The organism is Pseudoalteromonas nanhaiensis (genome assembly GCF_051235485.1).
Taxonomy (GTDB): Bacteria; Pseudomonadota; Gammaproteobacteria; order Enterobacterales; family Alteromonadaceae; genus Pseudoalteromonas; species Pseudoalteromonas lipolytica_C.
The window spans coordinates 1-20,309 of the sequence record NZ_JBPNYQ010000026.1 but is presented as its reverse complement, the minus strand read 5'-3'; the positions used below and the strand labels follow the sequence as shown (position 1 = coordinate 20,309).

Annotated in this window: 16 protein-coding genes and 1 pseudogene; all 17 read left to right on the top strand. The window is 36.1% G+C overall.

Annotation, left to right across the window (positions count from 1 at the left end; genetic code table 11):
- Positions 1 to 52: 52 nt before the first annotated feature.
- Positions 53 to 399 (top strand): annotated as a pseudogene (locus ACSFVZ_RS17570) (UDP-N-acetylglucosamine 2-epimerase); the annotation flags it as partial.
- A 501-nt stretch (positions 400 to 900) separates the two neighbouring features.
- The gene (locus ACSFVZ_RS17565) at positions 901 to 2,016 is read left to right on the top strand and encodes a polysaccharide export protein (protein WP_435559321.1); all 1,116 of its coding nucleotides are present in this window, start codon (positions 901 to 903) and stop codon (positions 2,014 to 2,016) included.
- An 8-nt stretch (positions 2,017 to 2,024) separates the two neighbouring features.
- Complete coding sequence (locus tag ACSFVZ_RS17560) at positions 2,025 to 2,459, top strand: low molecular weight protein-tyrosine-phosphatase (protein WP_435559320.1); 435 nt, start codon at positions 2,025 to 2,027, stop codon at positions 2,457 to 2,459.
- 13 nt (positions 2,460 to 2,472) lie between these two features.
- Entirely contained in the window at positions 2,473 to 4,719 is a 2,247-nt protein-coding gene (locus ACSFVZ_RS17555) for a polysaccharide biosynthesis tyrosine autokinase (RefSeq protein WP_435559319.1), read from the top strand.
- Positions 4,720 to 4,721: 2 nt separating this feature from the next.
- Positions 4,722 to 6,167 carry an oligosaccharide flippase family protein gene (locus tag ACSFVZ_RS17550; RefSeq protein WP_435559318.1) on the top strand — a complete coding sequence of 482 codons (1,446 nt, stop codon included), beginning with the start codon at positions 4,722 to 4,724 and terminating at the stop codon, positions 6,165 to 6,167.
- The gene (locus ACSFVZ_RS17545; protein ID WP_435559317.1) at positions 6,164 to 7,309 is read left to right on the top strand and encodes a hypothetical protein; all 1,146 of its coding nucleotides are present in this window, start codon (positions 6,164 to 6,166) and stop codon (positions 7,307 to 7,309) included. Before ACSFVZ_RS17550 ends, ACSFVZ_RS17545 begins: the two co-directional genes overlap by 4 nt.
- Positions 7,306 to 8,388, top strand: coding sequence for a hypothetical protein (locus ACSFVZ_RS17540; protein WP_435559316.1), 1,083 nt, complete (start codon positions 7,306 to 7,308; stop codon positions 8,386 to 8,388). Before ACSFVZ_RS17545 ends, ACSFVZ_RS17540 begins: the two co-directional genes overlap by 4 nt.
- Complete coding sequence (locus ACSFVZ_RS17535; protein ID WP_435559315.1) at positions 8,378 to 9,622, top strand: O-antigen polymerase; 1,245 nt, start codon at positions 8,378 to 8,380, stop codon at positions 9,620 to 9,622. Before ACSFVZ_RS17540 ends, ACSFVZ_RS17535 begins: the two co-directional genes overlap by 11 nt.
- Complete coding sequence (locus tag ACSFVZ_RS17530) at positions 9,619 to 10,485, top strand: glycosyltransferase family 2 protein (RefSeq protein WP_435559314.1); 867 nt, start codon at positions 9,619 to 9,621, stop codon at positions 10,483 to 10,485. The genes ACSFVZ_RS17535 and ACSFVZ_RS17530 overlap by 4 nt, the downstream gene beginning before the upstream one ends.
- The gene (locus tag ACSFVZ_RS17525; protein ID WP_435559313.1) at positions 10,478 to 11,707 is read left to right on the top strand and encodes a glycosyltransferase family 4 protein; all 1,230 of its coding nucleotides are present in this window, start codon (positions 10,478 to 10,480) and stop codon (positions 11,705 to 11,707) included. Before ACSFVZ_RS17530 ends, ACSFVZ_RS17525 begins: the two co-directional genes overlap by 8 nt.
- Positions 11,700 to 12,299, top strand: a complete 600-nt coding sequence (locus ACSFVZ_RS17520; protein WP_435559312.1) for a sugar transferase — start codon at positions 11,700 to 11,702, stop codon at positions 12,297 to 12,299. Before ACSFVZ_RS17525 ends, ACSFVZ_RS17520 begins: the two co-directional genes overlap by 8 nt.
- Positions 12,296 to 12,931 (top strand): acetyltransferase, encoded by a 636-nt coding sequence (locus tag ACSFVZ_RS17515; RefSeq protein WP_435559311.1) that lies wholly within the window; start codon positions 12,296 to 12,298, stop codon positions 12,929 to 12,931. The genes ACSFVZ_RS17520 and ACSFVZ_RS17515 overlap by 4 nt, the downstream gene beginning before the upstream one ends.
- The gene (locus tag ACSFVZ_RS17510) at positions 12,931 to 13,779 is read left to right on the top strand and encodes a 3-hydroxyacyl-CoA dehydrogenase family protein (RefSeq protein ID WP_435559310.1); all 849 of its coding nucleotides are present in this window, start codon (positions 12,931 to 12,933) and stop codon (positions 13,777 to 13,779) included. The genes ACSFVZ_RS17515 and ACSFVZ_RS17510 overlap by 1 nt, the downstream gene beginning before the upstream one ends.
- Positions 13,779 to 14,969 (top strand): DegT/DnrJ/EryC1/StrS family aminotransferase, encoded by a 1,191-nt coding sequence (locus tag ACSFVZ_RS17505; RefSeq protein WP_435559309.1) that lies wholly within the window; start codon positions 13,779 to 13,781, stop codon positions 14,967 to 14,969. The genes ACSFVZ_RS17510 and ACSFVZ_RS17505 overlap by 1 nt, the downstream gene beginning before the upstream one ends.
- Before the next feature lie 196 nt (positions 14,970 to 15,165).
- A complete protein-coding gene (locus ACSFVZ_RS17500; RefSeq protein ID WP_435559308.1) occupies positions 15,166 to 17,130 on the top strand; it encodes a polysaccharide biosynthesis protein in 1,965 nt (654 codons plus the stop codon).
- Between the two features lie 123 nt (positions 17,131 to 17,253).
- On the top strand, positions 17,254 to 18,420 hold the full coding sequence (locus ACSFVZ_RS17495) for a nucleotide sugar dehydrogenase (protein ID WP_435559307.1): 1,167 nt from the start codon (positions 17,254 to 17,256) through the stop codon (positions 18,418 to 18,420).
- Positions 18,421 to 18,904: 484 nt separating this feature from the next.
- Positions 18,905 to 19,813 (top strand): UTP--glucose-1-phosphate uridylyltransferase GalU, encoded by a 909-nt coding sequence (gene galU, locus ACSFVZ_RS17490; RefSeq protein ID WP_135923387.1) that lies wholly within the window; start codon positions 18,905 to 18,907, stop codon positions 19,811 to 19,813.
- The last annotated feature ends 496 nt before the right edge of the window (positions 19,814 to 20,309 follow it).

Here is a 20,309-nt window from a genome sequence, read left to right as displayed (position 1 = left end):
TGTTAAGGAATAAAGGTTCGCATTTTTCGGCAGCTACAGATAGCACTTAGCATTGAAAGATGCCGATTTTGTGATTATTGTAACACCAACAGATTACATACCTTTTGTATTTTTTTGATGAATCAAGCGTATTTAATTTTAACAGACTCAGGTGGCGTACAAGAAGAAGCGCCAAGTTTAGGCAAACCTGTGTTAGTAATGCGTGATACTACAGAACGCCCAGAAGCAGTCGCTGCAGGTACCGTTAAGTTAGTAGGCACAGACACCGATAAAATTATAAACGCGGTGAGTTAGCTGATTGAAAATAAAGAAACATATAAAGAAATGAGCTTTGCACATAACCCTTATGGCGATGGAAAAGCATGCGAGCGCATTATTGAAGGGCTATTTACTAATTAAATAACCTACACCTGCCTACAATAGGTTAAGAGCTTAGCCATTTCCAATGTAAGACTAGGCTTGCTTGTGAGCATAACTATTTATGCTTACAAGCATTTTCTAGTACTCTTTTATTTAAACCTCTTTTAGAAACATCCCCAAGCTTGAAATATGCAGACTTGCCTGTATAATGCGCCCTACTTAAGGATGTTCCAATGTAAATGGATAGTAATGCAAAGTTGCTAAATTACGAATAATCAAGTCAGTTATGTCTTCGACTTTAATTACTTCTTAAAAGAACTCCATAGAAATTGTAAAAGCCTTACTACTAAAGTGCTTTAAAAAGCTGCCTTAGCTGCATTTTTCAAGTGAATAGTACTGTCATGCTTTTGTATATAAATAGATGTGTTTAGCCTTGATTCAAGGCCTTGTTAACTTGCGTATAACAAGCCGTCATGCTTTAATTGATCAGCTTTAAAATAAGTAAGTGTAAACTTATATAATAATCTTTTAGGAAGAAGAATGGCGTTCAAATTTAAACTCCTTGCAGCAACTTTATCTCTCCTCTCTGTAAGTGCATGTACAATCATACCAGGTAGTCATTACGAAGGTATTGATTCAGGCGCTCAAGTAGAAAACTTAGAAAAAGACCTCGAAAAAGTCAATATTCAAGTTATTGATTCTTCTTTAATAAATATTCAAAAACGCGAAGTTAAACAGGTTAATACAACCAACCGAAAAGGCATTGATACCTCTGATTATCAATACCGCTTAGGGGTGGGTGATGTACTAACCATTGGCGTTTGGGATCACCCAGAGTTAACTATTCCTGCAGCTGTACAACGTACAGCCGAGTTTGATGGTTTTCGTGTAGCAGAAGATGGCACAATAACTTATGCATACGCACCTAAAATACCAGCCGCAGGCCGCACTGTTGCAGAAGTACGCGCTGACTTGGTAAAGCGCTTAAGTCGTGTTATTGAAAATCCGCAAGTTGACATAAAAATAGTTGGCTTTAGAAGTCAAAAAACTTATGTAACAGGCGAAGTAGAAAACCCAGGTGTATACCCAATTACAGAAATTCCACTCACAATTATAGACGTATTAAACAACGCAGGTGGTATTACTGATCGTGCTGACTGGCGAGAAGTAACTTATACATCGGGTAACAAAACAGAAATAATCCGCCTTGATGACTTTTACAGCCATGGTGATATTTCGCAAAACCGTTTATTAAAACATGGTGATATTGTACATGTTAGCCGTAACGACAAACACCAAGTGTATGTATTGGGTGATGTAATTAAAGCAGGCACAGTAGATATTGACCGCTATGGCTTAAACCTAGCTCAAGCATTAAGCGATACCGGTGGTATTAGAGAAGCAAGCGCTGACGCAAACGGTATTTTTGTATTACGTAAGCGCGACTTAGCCAAAGATGGCGTAATTGCAGACGTATACCAATTACACGCTAAAAATGTAGCAGCACTGGTATTAGCAGAGCAGTTTGAGTTAAAGCCACACGATATTGTGTATGTAACTTCTGCTCCGCTTGCACGCTGGAACCGCGTAATAAGCTTATTGTTACCGTCTATTTCTACGGTTGACAGAATTAATGACGTAGCCAATACAAACTAAGGATAAGTATGTTTGACTCAGTATTAGTAGTGTGTGCTGGCAATATTTGCCGTAGTCCAACTGCCGAGTATGTACTTAAAAGTAAGTTACAAAACAAAGGGATTACTGTTACTTCGGCTGGTTTAACTGCATTAGAAGGTAAACCAGCCGATGCTACTGCTCAGCAAATTGCTGAGCAGTATGGTATTAACATGTTAGAGCACCGTGGCCAACAAATAAATTCAGCATTAGTACAGCACAACAGCGTTATTTTAGTGATGGAACATCGTCATTTAACTGACTTGTGCGCACGTTATCCTCAAGCAAGAGGTAAAACGTTTTTGTTAGGCAAATGGTTAAACGACACCGAGATCCCCGACCCATATCGTCAGAGTTTAGAAGCATTTACCCATGTTTATGAGCTAATCGACAGCGCCTGCAGCGCTTGGCAAAAGTATTTATAAGGAAACTGCATTAATGAATGCTCAGCCTTCAACGCTAAATAATAGCAACCGAACAACACAAACTAGCCAGCAAGAGTCGCAAGAAATTGATTTAATAGCATTACTGGGTGCTTTACTCGACCGTAAATTTTTTATTATGGCCATTACCGGCGTTTTTATGGTGCTGGGTGTTATTTATGCTTTGTATGCAGCGCCTGTTTACCAAGCCACTGCCATGATACAGGTAGAAGACAATAGCGCCACGGTACCTGGCTTTGATGACATGAGTGGCATGTTCGAAAGTACCTCAGCCGCAGTAACCGAAATAGAGCTATTAAAATCACGCTCTGTAATTGGCGAGGCAGTCGATAAACTAAACCTAGATACGGTAGTTAAACCTAAACTATTTCCACTTATAGGCAACCGCGCATACCGGAGTTTTAAACCAAGCTCACCGGGTGAACTGGCCCAGCCTAGTTTTGGTGCAATCTCGTATGCATGGGGCGGTGAGAGCATTGATGTATTTAGGTTTGATGTACCTAGCTTTAATATTGGAACTGAGTTTGTTGTGGTAGCGCAACAAAATAACCAATTGGCATTATTAAACGAAGCTGGCGAAACAGTATTAACTGGGCAAGTAGGGCAAGAGCTTTCTAACGGTATTATTGAGTTAACGGTACGTAGTTTAAATGCGCGCCCAGGTACTGAGTTTATTATTACCAAACGTGACCGTTTAAATACCATTTTAGATTTACAAGCAGCTATAGGTGCCAGCGAAAAGGGCAAAGACTCGGGCATTATTGATTTAACATTACAGAATACGGACTCTACCTATGCAGAAAAAGTACTTGAGGAAGTAGCAGGTATATATGTGCGCCGCAATGTAGAGCGCAATAGCGCAGAGGCGCAAAAGTCACTTGAGTTTTTAGAGGTACAATTACCTGAGGTTAAAAAACAACTCGAGTATGCCGAAAAGCGCTTTAACGATTACCAAATTAAACAGCAATCAGTAAACATAACGCTTGAAACACAAGGCGTGCTTGACCAGATTGTGCAGCTAGAAACAAAGCTACAAGAGTTAGAGCTACAACGTTTAGAGCTTAGCCGTAAATTTAAAAAAGGCCACCCTGCTTACCAAGGCATACTTGAGCAAATTAAAGCAGTACAAAAACAAAAAGATGACCTAACAAGCGAAGTAACTAATTTACCCTCTACCCAGCAAGAATTATTACGCTTAACCCGTGATGTAGAGGTAAGCAACCAAATTTACACTATGCTACTGGCTAAAACTCAAGAGCTTGATATTGTGCGTGCAGGTACAGTAGGTAACGTACGTATTATTGACCACGCAGAGGTAAATACGTCAAAACCAGTTAAGCCTAAAAAAGCGCTAATAGTAATTATGGCAACCTTACTTGGCGGTATGCTTGCTGTTGCAATTGTATTAGTGCAAAAAGCGCTACATAAAGGGATTGAAGACCCTAGCGAAATTGAGGCAATGGGCTTACCAGTTTACGCAAGTGTGCCGTATTCAGACCACCAAGATCAGTTAGTATCGTTTGGAAAGCTAAAAAACCGAAAAGCTACTCAAGCCAATACTATATTGGCAGTTGAAAACCCCGCCGATTTAGCAATAGAGGCACTACGTAGCCTGCGTACCAGCTTACATTTTGCGATGATGGAGGCAAAAAACAATGTTATTGCAATTTCGGGCCCAAGCCCGGGTGTAGGTAAATCATTTATATCGGTTAACTTAGCAACCGTGTTAGCACAAAGTGATAAAAAGGTACTAATAATTGATGCTGATATGCGTAAAGGTTACTTACAAAAAGCCTTTAACGAAAAATGGGAAAACGGCTTAAGTGACTTTTTATCTGGCAGGTTAGAGCTTAAAAATGTAATTAAACAAACTAAAATACCAAACCTACATTTAATTACACGTGGCCAAGTACCACCAAACCCATCTGAGCTATTAATGCATGAGCGCTTTTCAAAGCTGATAGAAACCATCAAAGAGCATTACGATTTAATAATTATAGATACGCCGCCTATTTTAGCAGTAACAGACCCTGCAATAGTGAGTGCCCATGCTGGCAGTACTCTGTTAGTAACACGTTTTGGCCAAAACCACCTACGCGAGTTAGAACTTACTCGAAATCGCTTTGAGCAAAATGGCATTGATGTGAAGGGTGTAGTATTTAACGGTATACTTAAAAAAGCCAGCAATGCTTATGGCTACTATGGCTATTACAATTATGAATATTCATCAAAGAGTAACTGAAGTTGAACAGAAAAAGGATTTCAATTTTCATACTAGGGCCATTTGCATCGGGCTTTTTTAGTCTAATTTCTTTACCACTAATGACTTGGTTATTTGAACCTGAAGATATTGGTAGGCTTGCATTATTAGTTGTATTTTTGAATTTATCATTTCTGTTTATCAGCTTAGGTTTAGATCAGTCTTATATTCGATTTTATAATACAGTTAAAGACAAAAATACACTATTGTACAATGTATTAACTCCTATTTTGTTATTTTTATTTACAATTACAGTATTGACTTTACTTCTATTTCCAACATTTTTGTCTTCTATGTTGTTTGATGTTAAGAGTATTAGCTATAGTATATTAATAATATTATGTTTTTATAGTAATCTGATTTCTAGATTATGTATGGTTTTTTTGAGAATGGCAGAAAAAGCTATTTATTTTGCTATCTCACAATCTATTCAAAAAATTTCAATAATAGTAGTCCTACTTTCTGTATTAATAATAAATAGCCTTTTAAATTTGAGGTTAAGTTTTAATTTTACAACTCTATTAAATATAGTAGCAGCTTCATGGGTTCTGACTTCTGCATATAACTTCTTGGTAAACAAAAAAACTATATGCAGTTATATCGCTTGTTTTAGACAAGAGATAGATTTGAAGCTTTTTCGTTCTTTACTAGCTTACTCTTTACCATTAGCGTTAAATAGTATTGTATTTTGGCTTTTAACTTCTGTAGATAAAATATCACTTAAGGCATTATCTTCACTTGAAAATGTAGGAATATACTCAGTAGCTATGAGTTTTGCATTTATAGGAGTAATCTTTAAAACAGCTATTACTAGTGTATGGGCGCCATTTTTATACAAATGGGTAGAAGAGAAAAGTGAAGTAGAGATTAATGATATTATTAATCAAGTACAATCATTTATGGTATTTATAGTATTAGTAATATTTTGCTTTGTAGGTATCTTTTCATGGTTAGTTACTTACATCCTTCCTGATAATTATATTGAAATAAAGTATTTCTTACCTGCATGTTTAGGTTATTCGTTTATGTATTTATTATCAGAGGTTATGGCGGTAGGAATAAATGTTAAAAAGAAAACTTCTCTGAGCTTGATACCTACGGTATTTTCATTAGTTATTAATTTAATAGGTAATTATACTTTAATACCAGAGTATGGTGCAAATGGTGCAGCCATAAGTACATTTTTTTCTTTTTATGTTTTCTTTATTATTAAAACAGAAATATCTAGGTATATTTGGCTTAAGGTGAATAGATTTAATATCTATATAATGTTGTTAATTTGTTTGGTTATTTCAATTTTTTCTTCACTCAAGGTATTTGAATATAAATTAATATTGATTTTTTGGTTTTCTCTCCTGTTGGGGACATTTTTATTATATTACAAAAGCTTTGTTTCTTTCATATTAAAGTATTTAAAAGGTGAAATGTGAAAAAAGTTATTTTCTTTGGCCAAGCTACAGGAGGTAATGCTCTTGTTTGGTTTAATTTGTTTAATGAATTAACAGCTGACAGTGATTTTGAAATTGAGCTTTTAGCTCGAACAGAATGTACTTTGAGATGTGATTTTAAAGTGTATAAAGCTTATGGTAGTAAGAAATATACCGGCTTCTTGAATAAAATTAATAAATTTATTTCTAGTCGAATTAGACTTCCATATTATACAAGATATCTATTGAAAGGAAATGAGTATGATACTTTGGTCTTGCAGGGAAATTACACCCCCAAAAATAATCTTCGTATACTAGACTCTATTGTCTATAAGACTTCAATTTTAAATATATATGGCAGTGATTATATAGGTAAGTGGGATGCTTTGTCATCTGACTTAGAAGAGAGGAATCTTTACTATAAAGTCTTAGAAAATGTAGATTATATTGTTGTCAATTGGTATTCACTTTATGAGCGTTTTATTGTAGATTTTCCTGAGTTTAATGGAAAGGTTTTAATTATGCCGTGGGGGATCAATAAAGAGTGGTGGGAAAAACCTAAGCCAATTAAGTCAATAATAGGTAATACTAAAAAGCTCAGCTTTTTATCTACACGAGCCCTTCATCGCTATAATAATGTTGATAAGGTGGTAGAGGCTTTCTGTGAAGCTTTTCCTGAACCGCATGAACATACTTTAAGAATAATTTCTGCTTATGGGTGTGATAACCAAGTACTTGATAAGATAAAATCTACAATCAGAAATTATAAAATGCAAAATCGGATTATTTTAGAAGTCGATTGCTGGTATGAAGGTGAAAGTTTAATTGATTTATATGATGAGGCAGATTTTAATATATGTTTTGGTGAACATGATCAGTTAACAATAAGTATCGTATATGCATTATCAAGAAAAGTTCAGAATATATTATCGCCAATAGATAGTTATGCGCATTTACAAAGTGTCGGGATTAATAGCCCAATAATAGCTGATAATACAAATGTTAATTCACTTGTGAAATTATTTAAAGAAGTAGCTAAAACAGACTTTAAAAAAAGCAACGAAAGACTAGAAAAGGATCAGGTTTTAGCTAGAGAAATTTTTGACCATGAAAGAACGTTCAAGAAATACTTGGAATTAAAATGAATAAGTTAAGTGTCATAGATATATTTAGTAGGGCTTATGATAAATTAGGCTCTTCATATAATATTAAAGCCGGCTTTAATGGTCCCTATAATGATAGTGAAACATTATGTCGTAATTTGTGTCATTGGTTAATTATAATATCTACTTTATATAAATTTAAAAAAGAAAAACATTATAAAGATGACGCATACAACATTATAAATACCCTAAATTCTAAAAAATTAAGACCTATGAATGCCTCATTTCATTTTAGACTTAATCCAGAAAAAGACTTTTCTAATGGGTTAATGGGGCAAGCTTGGGTAATAGAGGCGTTGATTTTTGCATATAAAACCTTTAATGATAATACCCTCCTAAATTTAGCTATTGAGCTTTATAACATGCATAGTTTTGATCATGAAAGAGGCCTGTGGAGAGTGTTAAATGTAGATGGTAGTTATAGTAGTTTTGACAAAACATTTAATCATCAACTCTGGTTTGCGGCTTCTGCTTCTCTTATAGGTAATGAAACTGTTAATCGAGATGTTAATAAGTTCATAGATAATGTTCTTGATAAAGTCAATCTATATAATGATGGAATAATATTCCACAAGTCATCGCTACTTAGTTTTAAAAAAGAGGTTAAGTATGGCTTTTTAGGTCTTTCAAATTACATAATAGACACACTCTTTAACCTTAAAAGTAAAAAGTCATTATATTCCAAATCTGTAGGATATCATTCTTTTAATTTATATGCTTTCACAATGCTTTCAGATAGTTTTCCTGAATTGGATTTTTTTAATAGTAAAAAGTTTGATAGTATATCGAAAGTTCTAGATAATCATGGTTATTATAAAGCACTTAACAAATCAAATTACTCTTACAAATATAATCCGCCGGGATTTGAGTGTGCAGTTTTTATCAGCTATTTCCTAGATGATCCAGAACAAAAAATTATTGAGCATATAAACAAAAATATAAAAGTAACAGGTCTTTTTAACGACGTTAATGTACATGATACAAATACTAGTTTTGCAAGGTTATATGAACTTTCAAGGTTGAGATACCCTCTTGATAAGAAGGTTTTTGATGTCTATTAATGAAGGTGTAAGTAGCAATAATGGAACAAAGTTGATTTTTTTAATAATATTCTTTTTTCCGTTAATGCCAACTTTTATGATTAATTCTCATTTGCATATAAATGTTTTGATCTTCTTGTTCTCTTTTTTGTATTTTGTTTTATTCGGTTTTAATATATATAAGAATGATCATAAATTAAGTGTTATAATATTTTACTACATGTCTTTACAGGTGCTTCTTATTGGTTCCTTGATAATTGAATCTGCAAGTAGCTCATTTAACTTTGGTAGTTTTTTATCTTTTTTACGACCTTTAATGTTGCTGTTGACAAGTTTAGCTGCAATAAAAATGGTTCAGTCATCAGACTTTTTTGTAAAAAGAGTTATTTATATTGTAGCTACATTATCCATCATCTATGTTATATGTGAAATTTTTTTTATAGAATACTTTTCTTCAATTATCTTTTTTTTATATAAGAGAGATTTTAGAGTGGAGTTGATTAATAGTGGTGTCTCCTTTTTTGGAACTACCTACTATGCAGGTTATTCATTTTTAGTAATGTTTTACTTTTCTATAATCAATTATGAGCTTTATGACAAAACTCTTAAAGGAAAAATGGCTGTTTTTTCTTTTTCAGTATTGGTGCTTTTCTCACAGAGTAAAACTATGTTATTTGCTCTCATTATTTCTTTGTTTATATACTTTGTTTATAAACAAAGGGGTTTTATTATGAAGTTTTTATTCATAATTTTTCCTTTTTTGGTTGTTTCAACTTTTATTATATTTTTAGATGAGATTAGCTCATTTTTATTAAGTACAGATATAATTTCATTTAAATCATTAGCCACTTTATTAACTAATAGAGAAGAATCAGGTACCTTGAATACAAGGTTGGAGCAAGTGGTTTTTGCTTGGAATTCATCATTAAATAACTTTGCAATTTTTGGTTCAGGGCTTGGTCGTGATGAAAGTTTAGAGTCGCTACCAGCTGTTTTCATCTACAGGTATGGTATTTTAGGCCTTTTAATTTTTATATTATTTGTTATTTGGATTATCCTATCCTCTCTAATTGTATTGATTAAAAGTGCTCCATACAAAAGTAAAGTTTACGCGTTAGTTGTATTTATGTGGAGCTTAACCTTACCTTTAACGCAATTAAGTGGTGTTATGATAGAAATGTCAAAAATGTCATTCTTTTCAGCGTTAATGTTGGGTATTTTTGTAAAAATGAATAAAAGAGGTTTGTTAACATGATACAACTATCAATTATTATACCTTATTATAAATCAAGAGATGGGTTGTTTCGTCTGCTGAATACAATCCCAGAATATAATTGGCTAGAAATTATTATAGTAAATGATCATTCGGATGATCTTTTTTTTGATGATGTTACGCATAGTAGAGCCATTTTAATTCAACAAACTAAAGGTAAAAAATGGGCTGGTGCGGCTAGAAATACGGGGTTAGATTTGGCAAAGGGTAAATATCTTTTGTTTGCTGATTCGGATGACTTCTTTTTGGAGAATGCCTTCAATATTATTGAGCAAGAAATTAAAGGAACTGTTGATGTAGTGTATTTTTCTCCTGTTAGTTGTTTTGAGAATGGTAACAACTCTAAAAGACATATCTCTTATAAAGAGTTAGTTTTAATGTATATTGAAACGAAGGAAGAGTTAATTAGATATCGTTTTCATGTTCCTTGGAGCAAGCTAATAAAAAATGACTTTGTTAAAAGAAATAATATAAGGTTTGATGAGGTGATAGCTTCAAATGACGTTAATTTCTCTCTTAAAACTGGCGTGCTAGCTCAAAGTATTGATGCTTATGACACACCTATTTACTGTGTTGTTGAAAATGATAGTAGTTTAACTAAAACCTACACTAAAGAAGTTAGTGACTCTCGATTTGCAGCATTATGTAGGTACAATGACTTTCTGATTGATCGGAATGACCATAATTTATGTGCAATGTCAGGTCATATTTGGGATGGTAGACGATTTGGGGTAAGGTATTTATTAGGCAGGTTTAAGTTTTGTTTGAAAATGAAGTACAAGCTTTTCTATGACTGGAAACATGTTATGAGGGTTTTAAAAAGGGAGTTAAATATTAATGGCTGATATTCTTTATTTGCATCAATATTTTGCCACACCTGAATCAAATGCAGGAACAAGATCTTATGAAATGGCTAAACGGTTTGTTAAAAGTGGGCATAAAGTTACTTTTGTTACCAGCTCAGCTTATCTCTCTAGTAGCTATCAATTACACAAAGGATGGAACTATATTGAAATTGATGGTTTCTCGCTTTATGTTTTACATCAGAACTATTCAAACAAGTTAAGCTTCTCTAGCCGGATCCTTAAGTTTTTAAGCTTTTCAGTCCGTTCTACCTTGAAAGCTCTGACTTTAAAAGCTGATGTTGTTTTTGCAACAAGCACACCTTTAACAATTGCTGTACCGGGTCTAATTTATTCTAAATATAAGAAAAAGCCCTTGGTTTTCGAAGTTCGTGATTTATGGCCGGAACTACCAGTCGCTACTGGAGTTATAAAAAATAAATTTGTGATTAAGCTCGCTAGCTGGTTAGAAAATTATACCTATAAAAACTCAAAGCGATTAATTGGTCTTTCACCGGGGATGTGTGAGGGGATTATTAGGCATAACATTTCGGAAAAAAATATTACCCTAGCAACAAATAGTTGTGACACAGAGTTGTTTGATGTGGATGAGTCTGTTGGTAAAAAGTATTTAGAAACTAACTTGAAATTTCTAAATGGCCGTAAGCTTATAACTTATACTGGAACTTTTGGCCTTATTAACAAAGTAGGCTACATTGTCGAGCTTGCAAAGTCAGCCAAAAAGCTAGATCCAAATTTATGTTTTGTAGCAATTGGAGATGGCATGGAAAAGCAGCACATTATTGAGAGCGCAAAGAAGGCCGGTGTCTTAAATCAGAATTTATATATTATGCCGCCAGTTGCAAAAACCGAAATTGTACAACTGCTTTCAGCAGCTGATTTATCATTGTCTTTATTTGGTCCAATAAAAGAAATGTGGCATAACTCTGCTAATAAACTTTTTGACGCATTAGCGTCTCAAACACCAATTGCAATTAATTATGGTGGTTGGCAAAAACAATTGATTATAGAGCACAATTGTGGGCTGGTATTAGACCCAAACAATTATGATTCCGCTGTTTGTTCTATATCTTCATTTTTAAATAACACAGCACAATATCAATTAGCTTTAACTAATTGCCAAGTCTTGGCATACCAACACTTTTCGAGAGATATTATGGCTAAAAGAGTTGAGTCTACCCTTATAGATGCAATATATGACTAAGCGCATTTTTGATTTTTCAGTGGCATTTACTGCCTTGTTAATTTTATTACCAGTATTCATTATTGTTGCACTACTTGTCCGTATAAAATTAGGTAAGCCTGTTTTATTTGTGCAACTACGGCCCGGTTTGCATGGTAGAGTGTTTAAGATGATGAAGTTTAGAACTATGCTTAATGGCAAGGACAAGTATGGCAATTTACTACCAGATAATGAACGAATGACTAAGTTTGGTGCTTTTTTACGTTCAACTAGTTTGGATGAGTTACCAGGGTTAATTAACGTACTAAAAGGTGAAATGAGCTTAGTTGGCCCTAGACCATTATTAGTGCAGTACCTCCCGCTTTATAATAGTGAGCAAGCCCGCCGCCATAATATTCGCCCCGGTTTAACAGGGTGGGCACAAGTTAACGGGCGTAATGCTATTAGTTGGCAAGATAAATTTAAGTTAGATGTTTGGTATGTGGATAATCAAAGCTTGTGGCTTGATTTAAAAATACTTTTTTTGACTATTAAAAAGGTATTCGTACGTGACGGTATTAGTGCTGATGGTGAAGTAACAATGCCACTTTTTAAAGGGAGTGATAAAGAATGAAAGATATTATTGTTATTGGTGGTGGCGGTTTTGCCAAAGAAGTTATTTGGCTAGCTAGTGACTGTAAGCGAAAAGTGAAAGGTGTTTTAGATGATAACTCTTCAACTCATGGTTCTGAGCTTCAAGGGGTTAGGGTTTTAGGAAGCATTAACACATGGGTTGATTATGCAGAAGATTGCGAATTTATTATAGCTATAGGTAATCCAAGGGTACGAAAATCAGTTGTAGATAAAATGATGGAACTTGGGACTCCGAGTTTTACAAGCTTAATTCACCCTAGTGTTCGCTTATCAAATACCGTAGTTATTTCGTCTGGTGCTATTGTCTGCGCAGGAACTATTTTGACCACGGACATTGAACTTGGTCAACATTGTATTCTAAACCTTAATGTTACTGTCGGCCATGAGAGTATAATTAATGATTTTGTTACCGTTGCTCCAATGGCTGCTATTTCAGGTAATGTAAATTTAGGTAAACTAGTGGAAGTCGGAACAGGTGCTGTTATTAGGCAAGGGCTGACGCTCGAAAATGGCTCAATGTTAGGTATGGGTGGAGTCTTAACTAAAAACATTCCTGAAAGGTTTATTTTTGCAGGCAATCCAGCTAAAAAACTAAAGGAGATTGTAGAGTAATGGAATTATCTATTATCGGCTCAGGAACGATGGCAACAGGCATAGCGCAAGTTGCTTGTACAAGTAATGAAATAACAAAAATAAAAATAATTGCTCGCACTGAAGAAAAAGCTTTAAATCTAATTGCTGCTTGTGAAAAAGGAGTAGCTCGTCTTGTTCGTAAATCAAAACTTTGTGAAGAGAAAGCTGAGTTAGCATTTAAGAAATTTATAGTATGTAATGGAATTGAAGATGTTAAATCCTCAGACTTAATTATAGAAGCTGTTGCAGAAGATTTCCTTGTTAAAATGGATCTATTCTCTAAGTTATCAAGCTTTATTAGTGACAATACAATTGTTGCTACGAATACTTCGTCTCTATCTATAACTGCTTTTGCCAGCGCTCTACCTAATCCTAAAAATGTAGTTGGATTGCACTTTTTTAATCCTGCACCAGTTATGGAGCTTGTTGAAATAGTCGTTGGTCATGAAACGTCAGAGCAAGTTGTGGATTGGTTGACTGCTTTTACAAATCGATTAGGGAAATCTCCTGTGGTAGTTCAGGAGGCCCCGGGGTTTGTTGTTAACCGTATGCTTATCCCAATGATCAACGAAGCTGTAAGTATATTAGCGGAAGGTGTTGCAACAGCAGAAGATATTGACAAAGCTATGAAATTAGGGGCCCATCACCCAATGGGACCGCTGGCTTTAGCTGATTTGATTGGTAATGACGTAAATTTATCAATTATGGAATCGCTTTACAGTGAGACTGGGGATCCAAAATACCGTGCCCATCCACTATTAAGAAAAATGGTGCGTGCAAATCACTTAGGGCGCAAATCTAAAAAAGGCTTTTTTGAGTATAAATAATGTTAAACACTACTTTTTCTCCTTGGCCTAGCTTTACTCAAGAAGAGGCAGATGCGGTTAGCCGCGTTATTTTATCGAATAAAGTTAATTATTGGACTGGTACTGAAGGCCGTGAATTTGAAAAAGAATTTGCGACTTGGGTAGGCAGTGAGTTTGCAGTTGCCTTGGGTAATGGCACATTGGCTTTGGATATTGCTTTAAAAGCATTAAATGTAGGTAAGGGTGATGAAGTAATTACCACTCCTCGCACATTTTTAGCGTCGGCTAGCAGCATTGTAACTGCGGGTGCAGCCCCTATATTTGCAGACGTTGACTTAAATAGCCAAGCTATCACAGCAGAATCTATAAAAGCTGTACTTACGCCCAAAACCAAAGCAGTTATTGTTGTCCACTTGGCTGGTATGCCAGCTGAAATGGATGACATAATGGCCCTAAGTGAACAGCATGGCTTTTATGTAATTGAAGATTGCGCTCAAGCACATGGTGCTAAGTACAAAGGCAAGTCAGTTGGTAGTATTGGACATGTAGGTGCATGGAGTTTTTGCCAAGATAAAATTATGACCACAGGAGGTGAAGGTGGTATGGTTACTACAAACTCTAAAGAGCTTTGGAGTAAAATGTGGAGCTATAAAGACCATGGTAAAAGCTTTGATGCAATATATAACCGTGAGCACCCACCAGGTTTTAGATGGTTACACGAAAGCTTTGGTACTAACTGGCGTATGACAGAAATGCAGGCTGTTATAGGTCGTATTCAGTTAACTCGTATGAACGAGTGGACTGTAAAACGCCAAGCTTATGCTGTAAAGCTCGATAGCGCAGCCGCTGAGTTTAATTGCATTCGTTTAGTTAATGTGCCTGATTATATTGAACATGCCGAATACAAACACTATATGTTCGTAAATCCAAAGTACTTAGCTGAAGGTTGGGATCGCGATCGAATTGTTAACGAAATATTAGAGCGCGGTGTTCCCTGTTTTCAAGGCAGTTGTTCTGAGGTTTACTTAGAAAAGGCTTTTGATAACACGCCTTGGCGGCCTGAAAAACGCTTGCCTAATGCAGTTGAGTTGGGGGAGACATCTTTAATGTTTTTAGTGCACCCGACTTTAACACAAGCTGAGATAGAAAAAACAACACAAGTTATTAAAGAGGTTTTTGCAATAGCAAGTTTGCGAGATGCGAACACATAATTTTTATACTTTGTAAGTATAGGCTTTAGGGAAATACAAACCGTAAAGCCTTTAAAAATCAGTAATTAGTGAAAATGTATTAGTTTTTGGTGATTTTTACTCTCACTAGCTATATTATAGGGATGTATAACAATCATTAAGCTTTTGCTCAGTTAGGACAACTGATAATTCAAGCTTAATACAAAAGGGATTTCAAGTGGATAAAATAATAGACTCTATCTTTAATGCGCCTCGTTCTAAAAAGCGTGCTATTACTCTCGTTGTTGACTCATTTTTTATTTTTTCGGCCTTTTGGCTTGCCTTAGTTGTTCGGCTTGACAGCTTGGCTCCTCTAAATGTGCTTGAGTACTGGTTTGTTCTTGGCTTGTTATTGCCTACCTCATTAATTACTTTTGTTAACCTTGGTTTATACCGTGCAGTGCTGCGATATATGAACGCTCAAGCATTGTGGGCGATTGTTATTGGAACCTTAGTAGCTACTTTAGCGCTGGTTATATTCTCGTTTTTTTTAGGCGTGATGATGCCCCGTTCTATGCCTTTTATTTTTGCTTGGCTTTGTTTATTAACAGTGGGTGGTTCACGTATCGTAGTGCGCGCCATGATCGGCAAAATGGCTACTTCACATAAAGAGCAAGTTATTATTTATGGTGCAGGTTCATCAGGTAGGCAATTAGCAACGGCGCTAGAGGCCGGCCCTGAGTACCATGTGCGTGCATTTATAGACGACGATGTAACAAAGCAAGGTTCAATAATTCAAGGTGTACCCGTATATGCATTTAGCGACATACACACCCTAATTAATAAGCGTAACATTGGTAAAATATTGCTGGCTATGCCAAGCGAGAGTCGCTCACGCCGTAAAGAGGTACTTGCGCAATTAGAGCCGTTAGCAATACAAATACTGTCGATCCCAGGTATGGCCGATATTATAGGTGGTAAAGCTAAGCTTTCTGAATTTAGAGAAGTTGAAATAGAAGACCTATTAGGCCGTGATTCGGTAGAGCCAAAACCTGAGCTAATGGCTGCGAATATAACAAATAAAGTCGTTATGGTTACTGGGGCAGGTGGTTCTATTGGCTCTGAGTTGTGTAGGCAAATTATTAAGCAGCAGCCTAAAAAGCTTATTTTGTTTGAGGTAAACGAGTTTGGTTTATATTCAATCGAAAAAGAGTTGTGCGAACATATTCAAGCGAATGAGCTTAATATTGAGCTTGTACCAATTATGGGCTCTGTTCAGCGTATAAACCGCATTGAGACTGTAATGATCACCTTTGGTGTGCACACCGTTTACCATGCTGCTGCTTATAAACATGTGCCTTTAGTTGAGCATAATGTGGTTGAGGGGGTACGTAATAACGTATTTGGTACCTACTACGCAGCTAAAGCAGCTATGAATGCTAAAGTCGAAACCTTTGTACTTATATCTACCGATAAAGCTGTTCGCCCAACCAATGTTATGGGGGCTACCAAGCGTATGGCCGAGTTATGCTTACAGGGTTTAGCGCAAAATAAAGGTAAGCAACATAATACCCGTTTTTGTATGGTGCGGTTTGGTAATGTACTTGGCTCTAGTGGCTCTGTAGTACCATTGTTCCGTAGGCAAATTAAAGAGGGCGGGCCAATTACCTTAACTCACCCAGATATAACACGCTTTTTTATGACTATTCCAGAGGCTGCCCAGTTAGTTATACAAGCCGGTGCCATGGGTAAAGGTGGCGATGTTTTTGTGCTCGACATGGGCGAACCTGTAAAAATTAAAGATCTTGCTACAAAAATGATTCGCCTATCGGGTTTTGAGGTTAAAAGCAGTGCCAACCCACATGGTGATATTGCTATAGAGTGCACAGGCTTACGCCCGGGCGAAAAGCTTTATGAAGAGCTATTAATTGGTGATAACGTAGGCGAAACTTGCCACGAACGAATTATGACTGCCAACGAAGTAATGCTGCCGCTTGCCGAAATTAACGTATTTTTAGAAGCGTTTGACATTGCTTGCCATAATTTTGATCACGAAACAATTCGTCAGCTGTTATTAGACGCACCTACTGGCTTTAACCCTACTGATGGTATTTGCGATTTAGTATGGAATGCTAAACAAAATAGAGAACAATCTACCACAAATGAGCCTCTAGAAAATATAGTAGTTAACTTTAAAGGCTAAGCCTTGTGTAACAGATTGGTTTTTAATATTTATAACAAATGGTAGTATTTATGCTTAGCTTTACTTATCTTGGGTAAGTGACTTTAAGCTAGGCTATAAAGTTTTTGAAAGGATGATTTATAAATGAAAATAGCAGTAGTGGGTACTGGTTATGTGGGCTTATCAAACGCAATGTTGCTTGCGCAGCATAACGAAGTAGTCGCCCTAGATATAGACGAACAAAAAGTTACTTTATTACAAAACAAGCAATCACCGATTGTTGATACCGAAATTAGCGACTTTTTAGTTAATAAACCGCTTAACTTTACTGCTAGCACTAACAAAGAGTCAGCCCTTTTAAATGCTGAATTTGTTGTAATTGCCACCCCAACAGACTACGACCCAGACACTAACTATTTTAACACTCGCTCTGTTGAGTCGGTAATTAGCGATGTTTTGGCAATTAACCCAACAGCAACCATGGTGATTAAATCAACCGTACCTGTTGGTTATACTAAATCGGTTAAAGAGCAGTTTGGTACAGACAACATTATTTTTTCGCCTGAATTTTTACGTGAAGGCAAGGCACTTTACGATAACTTACATCCGTCACGTATTATTGTGGGTGAGCAAAGTGAACGAGCAAAAACATTTGCAAATTTACTTGCTGAGGGCGCTGTAAAAAATAACATCGACATTTTATTTACAAATTCGACAGAGGCAGAAGCTATTAAGTTATTTTCGAATACATATTTGGCAATGCGAGTAGCTTACTTTAATGAGCTAGACAGCTACGCAGAGAGCCATGGCTTAGATGCAAAGCAAATTATTGAAGGTGTAGGGTTAGACCCACGCATAGGTAAGCACTATAACAACCCATCGTTTGGCTATGGAGGTTATTGTTTACCTAAAGATACTAAGCAACTATTAGCTAACTACCAAGATGTGCCTAACAACATGATCCGCGCGATTGTAGATGCCAACACGACCCGCAAAGACTTTATTGCAAACTCAATTATTAACCGCAAACCTAAAGTTGTTGGTATTTACCGTTTAGTGATGAAGTCAGGTTCAGACAACTTTAGAGCGTCTGCGATTCAAGGCATTATGAAACGCATTAAAGCTAAAGGTATTGAGGTAGTCGTTTACGAGCCAACCTTTGAGGGCGAAGCATTTTTTAATTCGCGTGTAATTAAAAACCTTGATGAGCTTAAAAGTATCTCAGATGTAATTGTATCGAACCGCATGGCCGAAGAGCTGCAAGATGTAGCTGACAAGGTTTATACTCGCGATTTGTTCGGAAGTGATTAAGGCGAAATAGCTTTCAGCTGTCAGTTTTGAGCCGAGCAGTGTTGTTTGTAGGCCTTTACAAAGGCCTAAATCGTAGAAGGCACTTTAGTGCCAAAAATATTTTCACAAAGAGAAGTGAACGAGAAGAGAAAGAGGAAGTGATAATAAAGCTTTTTGTTTTCTCTAAAGAGCAGCGCCTCTTAGTTTCTTTGTGTAAATATATGCCTTTGATATAGGTGTGAAATTTATTTTGCGAAGATTTATTCACAAAGAGAAGTGAATGAGAAAAGAATGAGGAAGTGATAATAATGCTTTTTGTTTTTTCTCAAGCGAAGCGCCTTATAATCTCTTTGTGAAACTTTTATTTGGTTAGTCGTATCTCTTTTACTCTTTGTAAACATCAGTATTCAAGAAAAATAAAATTAAAAATCATTCAGCTTGTATCTACTTTGGTACTGTTAGTTTGGTGTTATTGTAGATTTAATTATTAAATAAGGGACTAATTATGAAAGCAGTGATTCCAGTTGCGGGCCTTGGTACCCGTATGCTCCCAATGACTAAAGCAATTCCAAAGGAAATGTTACCTTTAGTTGATAAGCCGCTTATTCAATACATTGTTAATGAATGTGTTTTAGCTGGCATAAAAGAAATTGTGCTAGTTACGCACAGCTCTAAAAACGCGATCGAAAACCATTTTGATACCAGCTTTGAGCTTGAGGCAACACTTGAAAAGCGTGTTAAACGTACGCTACTTGAAGAAGTGCGCTCAATTTGCCCACCAGATGTAACCATTATGCATGTTCGCCAAGGTGAAGCGAAAGGCTTGGGCCATGCGGTATTATGCGCAAAACCAATCGTAGGTGATGACGACTTTGTAGTGGTACTGCCAGATGTTATTTTAGATGGCTACACCGCAGATCAAAAAACCGAAAACATTGCCGCTATGATCGAGCGCTTTAACGATGTTAAAGCAAGCCAGATCATGCTTGAACCTGTACCACAAGAAAGTGTTCACAAGTACGGTATTGCTGATATTGGCGGTGTTAAAATTAAAGCCGGCGAAAGCGCACCAATTAAAACGATGGTTGAAAAACCAAAAGCTGAAGAAGCACCATCTAACTTAGCGGTTGTTGGCCGTTATGTGTTATCAAAAGCTATTTGGCCACTACTAGCTAAAACACCTGCTGGTGCGGGTGGAGAAATTCAGTTAACAGATGCGATTGACGAGCTTATGAAAACTGAGGTTGTTGAGGCGTTCCACATGAGCGGCCGTGCTCACGACTGTGGCGACAAGCTAGGTTATTTAAAAGCGATTATAGAGTACGGTATCCGTGACGAAAAATTAGGCGGTGAGTTCTCTGAGTTTTTAAACGATATTGTTGCGCCTAAAGTGAGTCATCTAAAAGCGGTTTAACTAGTTTTTGAGTTTCTGAAATATTCAAACGCCTACACATTGTGTAGGCGTTTTTGTTTAGTAGCTCCTCTGGAATAAGAACTTTTTTACACAAAGAGAAGTGAATGAGAAAAGAACGAGAAAAGCAATATGTCTTTTAAGTTGGTTTCTCTAAAGCGAAGCGTCTCTTAACCTCTATGTGAATATTACTTAGGATTTTTTTTTGCACAAAGAGAAATGAATGAGAAGATAAAGAGGAAACCACAAGATTATTTTTGATTTTTTATAAAGTGCAGCATCTCTTAGCTTCTTTGTGAATATTACCTAAGATCTTTTTGCACAAAGAGAAGTGAACGAGAAGAGAAAGAGGAAACCAATATGTCTATTAAGTTGGTTTCTCTAAAGCGAAGCGTCTCTTAACCTCTATGTGAATATTACTTAGTGATCTGGTCAAGCTAGGCCGCACACTTTTTCCTTACACTTTCAAACTCAATTGGCGACATATCATTTAATGAAG